This is a genomic window from Pantoea sp. GL120224-02, from assembly GCF_900215395.1.
GTDB lineage: Bacteria > Pseudomonadota > Gammaproteobacteria > Enterobacterales > Enterobacteriaceae > Pantoea > Pantoea communis.
Window position 1 is genome coordinate 1 of the sequence record NZ_OBEC01000013.1, and the last position, 13,320, is coordinate 13,320.

The 13,320-nt window shown below is 54.0% G+C and carries 11 protein-coding genes; 7 read left to right on the forward strand and 4 right to left on the reverse strand.

What is annotated here, in order from left to right; genetic code table 11:
- Positions 1–81: 81 nt before the first annotated feature.
- On the reverse strand, positions 82–648 hold the full coding sequence (nudE, locus tag CRO33_RS20355) for an ADP compounds hydrolase NudE (protein ID WP_097119374.1): 567 nt from the start codon (positions 646–648) through the stop codon (positions 82–84).
- Positions 649–1,045: 397 nt separating this feature from the next.
- Between nudE and CRO33_RS20360 the strand changes: the two genes are divergently transcribed.
- The 5 genes from CRO33_RS20360 (at position 1,046) to pckA (ending at position 7,109) form a co-directional block, all read left to right on the forward strand.
- Positions 1,046–3,187: an intracellular growth attenuator family protein gene (locus CRO33_RS20360; protein WP_097119375.1), complete on the forward strand. Its 2,142-nt coding sequence runs from the start codon at positions 1,046–1,048 to the stop codon at positions 3,185–3,187.
- A gap of 51 nt (positions 3,188–3,238) precedes the next feature.
- Positions 3,239–3,907, forward strand: coding sequence for a GMP/IMP nucleotidase (gene yrfG, locus CRO33_RS20365; RefSeq protein ID WP_038644273.1), 669 nt, complete (start codon positions 3,239–3,241; stop codon positions 3,905–3,907).
- 13 nt (positions 3,908–3,920) lie between these two features.
- Entirely contained in the window at positions 3,921–4,322 is a 402-nt protein-coding gene (gene hslR / locus CRO33_RS20370; protein WP_097119376.1) for a ribosome-associated heat shock protein Hsp15, read from the forward strand.
- A 25-nt stretch (positions 4,323–4,347) separates the two neighbouring features.
- Complete coding sequence (gene hslO, locus CRO33_RS20375; RefSeq protein WP_097119377.1) at positions 4,348–5,220, forward strand: Hsp33 family molecular chaperone HslO; 873 nt, start codon at positions 4,348–4,350, stop codon at positions 5,218–5,220.
- A 269-nt stretch (positions 5,221–5,489) separates the two neighbouring features.
- Positions 5,490–7,109, forward strand: coding sequence for a phosphoenolpyruvate carboxykinase (ATP) (gene pckA / locus CRO33_RS20380; protein ID WP_097119378.1), 1,620 nt, complete (start codon positions 5,490–5,492; stop codon positions 7,107–7,109).
- Between the two features lie 144 nt (positions 7,110–7,253).
- Here pckA and envZ read toward each other — a convergent pair whose 3' ends face one another.
- Together envZ and ompR are read right to left on the reverse strand one after the other, a co-directional pair.
- Positions 7,254–8,612, reverse strand: a complete 1,359-nt coding sequence (gene envZ / locus CRO33_RS20385) for a two-component system sensor histidine kinase EnvZ (RefSeq protein ID WP_058960579.1) — start codon at positions 8,610–8,612, stop codon at positions 7,254–7,256.
- Complete coding sequence (gene ompR / locus CRO33_RS20390) at positions 8,609–9,328, reverse strand: osmolarity response regulator transcription factor OmpR (RefSeq protein WP_001157751.1); 720 nt, start codon at positions 9,326–9,328, stop codon at positions 8,609–8,611. Before ompR ends, envZ begins: the two co-directional genes overlap by 4 nt.
- A gap of 514 nt (positions 9,329–9,842) precedes the next feature.
- On the opposite strand from ompR, the gene yjbE reads away from it, so the two are divergent.
- Positions 9,843–10,085, forward strand: coding sequence for an exopolysaccharide production protein YjbE (gene yjbE, locus CRO33_RS20395; protein WP_097119379.1), 243 nt, complete (start codon positions 9,843–9,845; stop codon positions 10,083–10,085).
- Positions 10,086–10,207: 122 nt separating this feature from the next.
- Here yjbE and greB read toward each other — a convergent pair whose 3' ends face one another.
- Positions 10,208–10,696, reverse strand: coding sequence for a transcription elongation factor GreB (gene greB, locus CRO33_RS20400; RefSeq protein WP_097119380.1), 489 nt, complete (start codon positions 10,694–10,696; stop codon positions 10,208–10,210).
- A 204-nt stretch (positions 10,697–10,900) separates the two neighbouring features.
- Between greB and CRO33_RS20405 the strand changes: the two genes are divergently transcribed.
- Complete coding sequence (locus CRO33_RS20405) at positions 10,901–13,231, forward strand: Tex family protein (RefSeq protein WP_097119465.1); 2,331 nt, start codon at positions 10,901–10,903, stop codon at positions 13,229–13,231.
- Positions 13,232–13,320: the final 89 nt, after the last annotated feature.

Sequence of the window (13,320 nt, forward strand, 5' to 3'; positions counted from 1 at the left end):
GATCGTTCAACCGATCATTTTTGTCTTAACTGATCGGCATTAGGCGTATTCGCCGGCTTTTTTATTGCGTATTTGTCGTATTCAGTAGGTCAATCGACCCTGCTTCACCAGCCACTCACGCACCAGGAACAGCGCACTGACATTTCGGGCTTCACGGAAATCTGGCTCGTCCAGCAACGCCAGTAGGTTATTGAGCGGCCAGCGGTGCACAATCAGCGGTTCAGGTTCATCCCCTTCCAGCTTCTCTTCATACAACCCCTCAGCCACCACAATGTTCATTTTGCTGGAGAAGTAAGACGGAGCCATAGTGAGTTTACCCAGCGCTTCGAGTTTTCGGGCACCAAAGCCGGCTTCTTCTTTTAACTCACGGTCTGCGGCTTCAAACACGCTTTCGCCTGGGTCAATTAACCCCTTAGGAAAACCCAACTCATAGCTTTCCAACCCTACGGCATATTCCTGAATCAGGATCACATCATCACCCAGAATCGGCACAATCATCACCGCTTCCCGGTTGGAAGGTTTCATACGCTCATAGACACGGCGTGCACCGTTACTGAAAGCGAGATCAACCGCTTCAATAGTAAACAAGCGGGAGCGGGCCACCGCTTCCACGTTGAGGATGTCAGGTTTTTTCATTGGAGTTTTCATATCAGCCTCAAACTTAGCACAGCCTTGTGAATCGCGATGACGCCAGCATACCGAAGCCCGCAGCAATGTGCGACACGCAGCGCAGGGAAAGCATCGTGACACACATTTGCTTACGCCTGCTAACAACTTATTGTTATCTATACACTTAAATTTTCACAATAAGTCAATGGGGTTTTGTTAAATTCAGAAAATACCGATATTTAATTGAGTGTCCTGTGGTTAACATCCCATTAAGGAATAATCTAATAAATTATAATTCAATGATTTTGCGCGTTATTTTATCTGAGTTTTTTCTTGTAAGAATGACTTATGCTCGCCAAAATTGACTGGTAATAATGGTTCCATCGGGAGCACATCGTAAACGTGAAGGCAGTTTTTTGGCTGGATTGAGCAAAGCATGAGCACTTTTATCATCATTCTGGCTGTCATGCTGGCCTGCTCTCTGATAGCAGGAATAGGTTATTGGTACGCTATGCGGCATCGTCCGCCGTTGGCGAAACCGCTGCCGTTTATAAGCCCCCCCTGCCGCAAACTCACTGATGAAGAACGTCATGCTGTTGAAGCGTACATTGCGTCCCTGGCGAAACAGCAAAAACAGAGTACTGCCCGCTCCTCAAAGAAGTCGCGTGAAACCGAATCCCTGACGCTCACGGCGCAGAGCAGCAATGTTTATCCTGTCACACGTTCCATCACTCGCTATGGTCTCTCAACGGATGATGCGCATCAATGGCGCTACTACCTCGATGAAGTGGAAGTGCATCTGCCACCGCTGTGGGAGCAGTACATTGCGGAAGAGAATTATGTTGAGCTGATCCGCACTCAAACGCTGCCGCTGGTGATCTCACTCAACGGTCACTCGTTAGTAAACTATGCCGTAGAACAACCCGCCTTGCCGCCGCTGGTGCGCTCAATGTCGACCAACGCCTCTATTCGTAAAGAGGAGAGCGAAAATGTCGAGTTGCTGCAAGTGCGTAAAGAGTCGCCGGAAGAGTACCGTCTATCGCGGCCGGATGGCACGCGCGAGGCCATTGTTATCTGCTTTGCCTTCCTGCTGTTCTTCCTCAGCCTGGTGCTGCCCGGAAGCCTGATGCTGTGGATTGCCCTGTCAGCCTGCGCAATGATTGCGGTTAGCTTGTGGTTCCTTTACCGCTTCCCGGGTGAAAAAGGGCTGCGCGATGTGCACTGCTTGCGCGGAGCACCGAAACGCTGGGGCCTGTTTGGTGAATCCAATCAGGAGCAGAGCAATATCTCGCTGGGCATTATCGATTTAATTTATCCCGCCCACTGGCAACCCTATGTGGCGCACGATTTGGGCCAGGTGACGGATGTCGACATCTATCTGAATCGGCAAGTGGTGCGACAGGGGCGTTTCCTCTCCCTGCACGATGAAGTTCGCAACTTCCCAGTTCAGCGCTGGCGCAAAAATCTGGTGCTGGCATGTGGTTCGCTGGTGGTGCTGGTGATGCTGTTTACCTGGATTCCGCTCAGTATGCCAATCAAGCTCAGCCTCGCATGGGTAAAAGGCACCGAAAGCATTGAAGTGAATAGCGTGGATAAACTCAACGCCCTGCCGCTGCACATCGGTGACAACCTGAAGGTGAGCGGAACCGGCATGTGTTCCGTACCGGGCAACTATCAAAGCAATCGCAGCTATGCGTATATGCCGTTCGATTGCTCAGCCATTTACTGGAATAACGCAGCACCTCTGCCGCAGCCGCAGTCGGATATCATCGATAAAGCTGCCGCTCTGCTTGATACCACCACACGTCAGCTGCATCCGGAAACCAACACCGATCCGAAACTCAACCCACAGCTCGCCTCCGCGATACAGAAATCGGGCATGATTCTGCTGGATGATTTCTCTGATTTAGTGCTGAAAACACAGGATCTGTGCAGCCAGCAGCAAGATTGCGTCCGGCTGAAAAATGCCCTGGTGAATCTGGGCAATGCTAAGGATTGGGATTCACTGATCCACCGCGCAGATTCCGGCAAGCTTAACGGCATGAACGTGCTGTTACGCCCGGTCAGTGCGGAAGCGCTGGAGAACCTGGTGAATACCGCGACCTCGACCTTCTTCTCGCGTGAAACCCGTCGTGCAGCAGAAAATCTGAATAGCCCACCACCGGGCGGCTTCCTGATAGTGAGTGATGAGGGCCGTCAGATGGTGAATCAGCCACAGCCTTCCGTGTCGCTGTTTGATCTTGATGCACCGTCGCAATGGCGCGAATTGCAACGCATGTCCGGCATGCTGTTGCACACGCCGTTTGCTGCCAACGGCATCATTACCAGCATCACCACTGACGCTAACGGCACACGCCACATTGCGTTGCACAATGAACCGGATGCGATGGCGCAATGGCGATACCTCGGTACCGCATTATTGATGCTGGTGCTGATCCTCTGCGGCATCACCAATGGGCTACTGGCCCTGCGACGTGTGCATCGTAATCGCCTGCGCATGGTGGAAATTCAGCAGTATTACGACAAGTGCTTCAATCACAATCTGAGCACTATGCAGAGCGTGCGCTCACTGTTCTGAGCCCTTCCCTTCTGTGCTACCCTGTCGCCCTATTTTTTAGGGCGAGAGAGTATGACGATGACGCTAAACTGGTCCGGGATTGATACCGTGCTGCTGGATATGGATGGCACGCTGCTCGATCTCGCCTTCGACCGCCATTTCTGGTTGGAACACGTTCCTGAAACCCTGAGCCGCGAGCGTGATATCACGCTGGCCGAGGCACATCAGCTGATTCAGCAAAAGTATCAAGCCGTAGTGCATACGCTAAACTGGTATTGTCTTGATTACTGGTCGCAAGAACTGGCCTTAGATATCCGCGCCATGACATGGGAAAAACGTCACCGTGCCGCCATGCGCGAGGATACGTTGCCGCTACTCCAGGCACTACGTGCTGCGGGTAAACGCACCATTTTGCTGACCAATGCGCATCCGTACAATCTCGAGGTAAAGCTGGAGCAAACCGGTTTGGCTCCCCACCTTGATTTATTACTTTCTACCCATACCTTTGGGTATCCGAAAGAGGATCCACGTCTCTGGCAGGCCGTTCAGCAGCAAACTGCATTCGATAGCGAGCGCACGCTGTTCATAGATGACAGCGAAGCGATCCTCGATGCGGCGGCACGCTGGGGCATTCGCTGGTGTTTAGGCGTCAGCAATCCGGATTCCGGTCGGCCCGATCAATCTTTCCAGCGTCATGCTGCAGTGCGAGACTATCGCCAGTTGTGTGAAACGCTGCGTTAAAGCAGGAGCCGCAATGAAAGAAAAAACCAGCGAAGGTATCCGCCTCGATAAATGGCTGTGGGCTGCACGTTTTTATAAAACGCGCGCGCTGGCTCGCGAAATGATCGAAGGCGGTAAAGTGCATTACAACGGCCAGCGTAGCAAGCCGAGTAAAACCGTGGAATTGCATGCCGAGTTAACGCTGCGTCAGGGCAACGATGAGCGAACGGTAGTGATCACCGCCATTGGCGATCAACGTCGCCCTGCTACTGAGGCGCAAGAGATGTATGCGGAGACCGCCGCCAGCATTGAGAAGCGTGAAAAAACGGCGCTGGCACGCAAAATGAATGCTCTGACCATGCCGCACCCCGATCGCCGCCCGGATAAAAAAGAGCGCCGCGATCTGATGAAATTTAAATTGTCGGGCGATGAATAACCGTCGCCCCAACGAGAGAAACACTATGTCTGTTCAAGATCAACTGCACCGTTACCTGTTCGAAAATGTCGCCGTTCGCGGCGAGCTGGTCAACGTATCCGAAACCTGGCGTGAGATTGTCAAAAACCACGACTACGCCGAACCGGTGAAAAACCTGCTGGGTGAATTGCTGGTCGCGACCAGCTTGTTGACCGCAACGCTGAAATTTGATGGCGACATCACCGTTCAGTTACAGGGCGATGGTCCACTGACATTGGCGGTGATCAATGGCAACAACAAGCAGGAATTGCGTGGCGTTGCACGCGTGAAGGAAGATGCCGTCATCGCGCCGGGTAGCAGCCTAAAAGAGATGGTGGGTAACGGTTATCTGGTGATTACCATTTCACCAGAAAAGGGGGAGCGTTATCAGGGTGTTGTTGGTCTGGAAGCCGATACGCTGGCTGGCTGCCTGGAAGATTACTTCATGCGTTCTGAGCAGTTGCCAACTCGCCTGTTTATTCGTACCAGCGATAAAGGCGCCGCCGGTATTCTGTTGCAGGTACTGCCTGCACAAGAGCCGAGCCAGGATGATTTTAATCATCTGGCCACTCTGACCGAAACCGTGAAGAGCGAAGAGCTGATTGAGCTGCCCGCGACGGATGTGCTGTGGCGCCTGTATCATCAGGAAGAGGCCACGGTGTTTGATCCGACCCCGGTCAGTTTCAAATGCACCTGTTCACGCGAGCGCTGTGGCGAAGTACTGAACACACTGCCGGTTGAAGAAGTGGACGAAATCCTTGCAGAGGATGGCAAGATCGATATGCACTGCGACTATTGCGGTTCGCATTATGTTTACGATGCCGTAGACATCGCCGCGATTCGCAACGCACCTACAAATAACAGCGATCAATTGCACTAATCCCCCTACGGGCGGCAGCGCCGCCCGCATTTTTGTCAGGAATTAACCCATCAACTTCCGCGTAATTTAACTAACTTACACTGACTTTAGTTTCTTAACTGGCAGAATTCACTGCTTGTCACGTTCCAGCTCGCATTTTTAACTCTCTTCACTTTTACGCCCTGCTCAGACGTGTACACTGCGCGCGATCTGCCCTGTCCGGCCATGCACGACAGGACGCAGACCCCCTCATAAAAATGCTATGAAGCATCGATTTAAGGAGCAGCCACATGCGCGTTCACGGCCTGACATCGCAAGACCTTGCCGCTTTGGGCATTAGCGGCACCACAGAAGTGGTGTACAACCCTGACTTTGATACGCTGTTTCAGGAAGAAACCCGCCCGGAACTTGAAGGTTATGCGCGAGGCACCCTGACGCAGAGCGGCGCCATTGCCGTGGATACCGGTATCTTTACCGGACGTTCGCCAAAAGATAAGTACATCGTGCGCGATGACACCACGCGTGACACCTTGTGGTGGAATGATGTCGGCAACGGTAAAAATGACAACCAGCCGCTGTCGCAGGAAACCTGGCAGGCGCTGAAAGATCGCTGCACCGCACAACTTTCTGGCAAACGTCTGTTTGTCATCGACGCCTTCTGCGGTGCGAATCCGGATACCCGCCTCAGCGTACGTTTTGTGATGGAAGTCGCCTGGCAGGCGCATTTCGTCAAAAACATGTTTATCCGCCCTAATGAAGCCGAGCTGGCCTCCTTTAAGCCGGATTTTGTGGTGATGAACGCCGCGCAATGCACTAACCCGGACTGGCAGGCTCAGGGTTTACACTCTGAGAACTTTGTCGCCTTTAACCTCACCGAACGCATGCAGCTGATTGGCGGCACCTGGTACGGCGGCGAGATGAAGAAAGGCCTGTTCGCCATCATGAACTACCTGCTGCCGCTGAAAGGCATCGCGTCAATGCACTGCTCGGCGAACGTGGGTAAAGCGGGTGACGTTGCGGTATTTTTCGGCCTGTCTGGCACCGGCAAAACCACGCTGTCCACCGATCCCGATCGCCAGTTGATTGGCGATGATGAACACGGTTGGGATGATGATGGCGTGTTTAACTTCGAAGGTGGCTGCTATGCCAAAACCATCAATCTGTCAGAGAAAGCCGAGCCGGAAATCTATCGCGCCATCCGCCGCGATGCGCTGCTGGAGAACGTCGTGGTGCGGGCGGATGGCAGCGTTGATTATGCCGATGCCAGCAAAACGGAGAACACGCGAGTTTCCTATCCCATTGAGCACATTGAAAACATCGTGCAGCCGGTATCCAAAGCGGGCCATGCGCAGCGCGTGATTTTCCTGACCGCTGATGCCTTTGGTGTACTGCCGCCGGTTTCGCGCTTAACGCCAGAACAGACCCAGTACCACTTCCTGTCGGGCTTTACCGCCAAGCTGGCCGGTACCGAGCGCGGTGTCACTCAGCCCACCCCGACGTTCTCAGCTTGCTTCGGCGCGGCCTTCCTGACGCTGCATCCAACGCAATATTCCGATGTGCTGGTGAAGCGCATGGAAGCAGCGGGAGCTAAAGCGTACCTGGTTAACACCGGCTGGAACGGCAGCGGTAAACGTATTTCACTGAAAGATACCCGCGCTATCATCAATGCGATTCTGGCGGGTGAGCTGGACGACGTAGCGATGGAAACACTACCGGTATTTAACCTGCAGATGCCTGCGACCCTGGAAAAAGTCGATGATGCGATTCTGGATCCACGTCGCAGCTGGCCGGATGAAGCCGCGTGGCATGAGGCCGCGCAGGGTCTGGCGCAGCGTTTTGTCACCAACTTTGAGAAGTATACCGATAACGATGCCGGCAAAGCGCTGGTTCAGGCTGGCCCGCAGTTGTGAAGTGAATGAGCCGCCAAATGGCGGCTCATTGATACTCAGTCTTAAGCGGCGTGATTTTTCAACTGTGGTGCTGAGGGCTACGCAGCCAGTCGCGGATGCCTGCAGGCGAAACAGTCATCGCTCCACATTTATCTGAGCGAAGCGTTAACTGTGATGCGTGCTGACTAACGCCGTACCGTTATTCTCCGGTATCGGCAACCACGCGCGAATGCGCAATCCGCCATGCTCGCTCTCACCTATCTCCAGCGAGCCTTCATGCGCGTCGATAATACGCTGCACAATCGCCAACCCTAAGCCGGTGCCACTGGTGCTGCGTGCGCTATCGCCACGTACAAAAGGCTGGAACAGATGCTGAAGCTGATCGGGCTTAATACCCGGACCATCATCTTCCACCTGGAACCAGGCGCGATTCAGTTCCTGGCCGCTGCTGACTTTGATCCAGCCGTTGCCATAACGCGCGGCATTCACCACCAGATTCGCCACGGCACGCTTAATCGACAGCGGATTGATATCCAGCATCAACTCCTCCGGCATCACCGCATTCTCAATCTCACGCTCATAGCCGCTTTCCGCCGCCACCACTTCACCCAACACACTGTTGAGATCGGCGCGCTCGGTCTGCATCTCCTGCCCGGTGCGCAGATAGTCGATGAACTGCTCGATGATGGCGTTGCACTCTTCGATATCTTTATTGATCGACTCGGCCAGATAGCCATCCTGTTCACTCATCATCTCGGTGGCGAGACGAATGCGTGTTAAAGGGGTGCGCAAATCATGACTGACACCCGCCATCAGCAGCGTACGGTCATCGGCAAGCTGTTTGACGCCCGCCGCCATCTGGTTAAAGGCTCGCGTTACGGAACGCACTTCCGATGCGCCATACTCACGCAGCGGAGGAGGAATGATGCCTTTACCGACCTGAAGCGCTGCATGCTCCAGGTCGACCAGGGGTCGGTTCTGAATGCGGATAAACAGCCAGGCACCGCCGATCGCCAGCAACATAATCGCCAGGGTGTAGCGGAACAGTGGCGAGAAATCGCCCTGATGGATTTCAGTCAACGGCACACGCACCCAGATGTCTGGCGACAACCAGGTTTTCAGCCAGACCACGGGGGAATTCTTGTTAACCTCGACACGGACATCGGTCGGGCCACCCAGCTGTTGCGCCATCTGCTCGCTAAGGAATTCGTAGTGCTGTGCCCAGCGCAGGCCACTCTCTTCTGCCGCTGCGTTGGTGTACAACGAAATACCCAGTTCACGATAAATTTCACGCCGGAAGGCAGGTGGCACTTCCAGTTGCGTGCCATCTTCCAGCTGCAGTCGATCGGTCATCAACATACGCACTTCGTAAGCGAGGACTTTATTGAACTGCTGCAAACTTGGAAGAATGGCGAAATTCAACACCACCAGATAGGTCGTTACCAGGCTGACGAACAGCAAGGTAACGATCAATAACAGGGTGCGGGCAAACGAACTGCGAGGAGAGAAGCGCAATCGCCTCATGCTTTACTGCCGTCCGGAACGAAGACGTAGCCAAGACCCCAAACGGTCTGGATGTAGCGTGGATGCGCCGGATCTTCTTCTACCATGCGGCGCAGACGGGAAATCTGCACGTCGATAGAACGTTCCATTGCACTGTATTCACGACCACGCGCCAGGTTCATCAGCTTATCGCGTGATAACGGTTCGCGCGGATGGCTCACCAGTGCTTTCAGCACTGCAAACTCACCGCTGGTCAGCGGCATTGGCTCATCTTCACGGAACATTTCACGCGTGCCGAGGTTCAATTTGAACTTACCGAAGGCGATAACCGCTTCTTCCTGTGAAGGCGCACCTGGCAATTCATTGGCCTGACGGCGCAGCACGGCACGAATACGGGCCAGCAGTTCACGTGGGTTAAACGGCTTCGGAATGTAATCATCAGCGCCGATTTCCAGCCCAACGATACGATCCACTTCTTCGCCTTTTGCCGTCACCATAATGATCGGCATCGGGTTGCTCTGGCTGCGCAAACGGCGGCAAATGGACAAGCCATCTTCGCCTGGCAACATCAGATCCAGCACCATTAAATGGAATGATTCACGAGTTAGCAGACGATCCATCTGCTCGGCGTTGGCGACACTGCGCACCTGAAAGCCCTGCTCGGTGAGATAGCGTTCGAGCAGTGCGCGCAAACGCATATCATCATCGACGACCAGAATTTTGTAGTTCTCTTGCATTGTTCAACTCCCAAAGGCGCCATTGCCTGAGTCAATATTGTGTAAAAAAGTTGCCTGCATGTGACAGTTATTAATGGTTTATATTCTAACCGAAATTGTTACAAAGCATATTAAACAGCAGCTTATATTTAATTTAAGCCCTGAAATGCGCGTTGTCTCCCGCTTTTTATCGGGGCTTTCCAGCCGCTTAGCGCTAATCCGAAAATTTACGCGGTTTTCTTTTCGAAAATGGATCACAGGGCCGAAGACCGCTCGTTATCACAGCATTTGGGGCCATTTGGCTTAAGTCGACAGGCCAGAATCATTCGATGGGCGATCATTCGCAGCATAATATCTGGCTCTTTTCGTTTTCAGTGCTCATCTGCTCTCGGAACAATACGCATCTCGCGCCAGATAATGCCAGTGTTAAATAAAGTCTGATTAATCAGACAGTAATCAGCACTTTCTTCCTGCACAACGATCTCAGAAACTGCAAGGGTTCCTGCTGATATTGCGCATCTTTGGAGAGAAAAAAATGAAAAAAACTGCGGTCTTGCTGAGTGTACTGGTGCTGGTCAGCCTTTCTCAGGCTCATGCGGCCACCAGCGCGGGTGAAGCGGCGGGAGCCGAGGCCTCCACTACCGCCAAAGGCAATTCAGACGCGATGGGTGTGGGTGCCGTGGGTGCACTGTTAGGGGTGGCACTGGCTACCATGGGCGGCGGTGACAAAGGCACCAGCAGCACATCGACCACCACCGCGACAACGCCAGGCAAATAATCCAAATCTTTCAGGCGCGGCAATGCTGCGGCGCTTCCCCTTTTACGCCAGCCCATTTCGCCACCGGAGAATAAGTTGCACCCAAGGCTTTTTTACCCAAGCCATTATTCTCCGCCTCTTTTTTACTCTGGGTTCTTCACATACTCGATGCAGTTAACAAACCAGACTTTCTGTCCTTCCGGCGTATTCACCACGACTTCGTCATCCACCTCTTTTTTGATCAGCGCACGGGCCATCGGTGAATCAATGGAGATGTAATCCTTAACCGCATCGCCATAGATTTCATCCGGCCCCACAATGCGGAATCTCTTTGCATCACCCTGTTCATTTTCCACCTCAACCCAGGCACCAAAGAACACCTTTCCTTCCTGTTGCGGCGCATAATCGACAATTTTCAGATCGGCGAGGCATTTGCGCAGATAGCGCACACGGCGGTCTATCTGCCGCAACAGGCGCTTGTTGTAGGTGTAATCGGCGTTTTCTGAACGATCACCAAGGCTGGCCGCCCAGGAGACAATTTTGGTGATTTCCGGACGCTTCTCGTTCCACAAATGGTCGTGTTCGGCACGTAATTTGTTATAGCCTTCGCGGGTAATCAGTTGGGTTTTCATGACGTCTACTCGTGATAACAAGGTATCGTTACTGCAAAGAGGCCAACAATAAGCGACTGCTTTGCTCTCAGCAAGGTGTGCACAGCGATGTGCGCGCTGCATTCAGAAAAAGACGGATTCACCTGTCCCCGGCTGGCAATTTGCCGCCCCAATCCGTATAACTGTCCCCTGTTTTCCAACCCTGTGTAAGCATTGTTAATGATGATGAAAGATTCACTGAGCCAGATTATCGCAAGTGAGCTGAAGGCTCGCGCCGACCAGGTTGACGCCGCTGTAAGCTTGCTGGATGAAGGGAACACCGTGCCGTTTATCGCACGTTATCGTAAGGAAGTGACCGGTGGGCTGGATGATACCCAGTTGCGTCAGCTGGAGAGCCGCCTTGGCTATCTGCGTGAGCTGGAAGATCGCCGCCAGTCAATTCTGAAATCCATCGACGAGCAGGGCAAACTCACCCCAGAACTCGCCACGGCCATCAATGGCACGCTGAACAAAACTGAATTGGAAGATCTGTATCTGCCTTATAAGCAGAAACGTCGCACGCGTGGGCAGATCGCCATCGAAGCGGGCCTGGAGCCACTGGCTGAAACGCTATGGAGCGATCCTTCTCAGGAACCCGAGTCATTGGCTGCAAGCTATGTGAATGCGGATAAAGGCGTCGCCGATGTGCGCGCAGCGCTGGATGGCGCACGTTATATCCTGATGGAACGTTTTGCCGAAGACGCCACGCTGCTGGCAAAAGTGCGTGATTATCTGTGGAAAAACGCACATCTGGTAGCGCGTGTGGTGGAAGGTAAAGAGGAAGAAGGCGCGAAATTCCGCGACTACTTCGATCACCACGAACCTCTCAGTACCGTTCCTTCTCACCGTGCGCTAGCGATGTTCCGTGGTCGCAATGAAGGCGTGCTGCAACTCTCTCTGAACGCCGATCCACAATTCGAAGAAGCGCCGCGCGAAAGCCACGGTGAAACGCTGATCGCCGATCACCTGCAACTGCGTCTGAACAATGCTCCGGCAGACAGCTGGCGTAAAGCGGTGGTGAGCTGGACCTGGCGCATCAAAGTGCTGCTGCATCTCGAAACCGAACTGATGGGCACCATTCGCGAACGCGCAGAAGATGAAGCGATTAACGTATTCGCCCGCAACCTGCACGATTTGTTGATGGCGGCTCCGGCAGGCATGCGCGCCACCATGGGCCTCGATCCGGGCCTGCGTACCGGCGTGAAAGTCGCCGTGGTGGATGCCACCGGCAAACTGGTGGCACATGACACCATCTATCCGCACACCGGGCAGGTGGCGAAAGCCGCATCGGTTGTGGCAGCACTGTGCATCCAACACCAGGTGGAGTTGGTGGCGATTGGTAACGGTACCGCTTCACGTGAAACCGAGCGTTTCTTCCTCGACGTGCAGAAGCAGTTCTCGCAGATCAACGCGCAGAAAGTGATTGTCAGTGAGGCTGGTGCATCGGTCTACTCCGCATCGGAACTGGCCGCGCTGGAATTCCCGGATCTGGATGTTTCCATTCGCGGCGCCGTCTCCATAGCGCGTCGCTTGCAGGATCCGCTGGCCGAGCTGGTGAAAATCGATCCGAAATCCATCGGTGTCGGCCAGTATCAGCATGATGTGAGCCAAAGCCAACTGGCGAAGAAGCTGGATGCGGTGGTGGAAGACTGCGTAAACGCCGTCGGCGTGGATCTGAATACCGCTTCAGTCGCCTTGCTGACGCGCGTGGCAGGCTTAACCCGCATGATGGCGCAGAACATTGTCACCTGGCGTGATGAGAATGGCCGCTTCCAGAATCGCCAGCAGTTGCTGAAAGTCAGCCGTCTTGGGCCAAAAGCTTACGAGCAGTGCGCCGGCTTCCTGCGCATCAATCACGGCGATAACCCGCTGGATGCCTCCACCGTGCACCCGGAAGCTTACCCGCTGGTCGAACGTATTCTGGCCGCGACTGAACAGGCGCTGAGCGAACTGATGGGCAACCCGGGTGGGTTACGAGATCTCAACGCGCGCGACTTCACCGACGAGCGTTTTGGTCTGCCAACCGTCACCGACATCATGAAAGAGCTGGAGAAACCGGGGCGCGATCCCCGTCCGGAGTTCAAAACCGCGCAGTTTGCCGAAGGCGTGGAAACGCTGAACGACCTGCTGCCGGGCATGATTCTGGAAGGCGCGGTCACCAACGTCACCAACTTTGGTGCTTTCGTGGATATCGGCGTGCATCAGGATGGTCTGGTGCACATCTCTTCACTGTCAGACAAGTTCGTCGAAGATCCCCATCAGGTGGTGAAAGCGGGCGATATCGTCAAAGTGAAGGTGATGGAAGTGGATATGCAGCGTAAGCGCATCGCCCTCACCATGCGTCTTGACGAACAGCCCGGCGAGAGCAATGCGCGCGGCGGCAATAATCGCAGTAGCGGCAAAGAGAATGCACGTCCCGCCGCTATCAGCAAAGGACGCGGTAAACCTGCCAATGCACCTGCAGGTAACAGCGCGATGGGTGATGCGCTGGCAGCAGCATTTGGCAAAAAACGCTAACGCCCAGCCCTGAATAACGCGCGGAGACAGCTTCGCTCCGCGCGTACACATTTGATAAATCCCCTCATCCGTCTACGCTGAAAAAATCC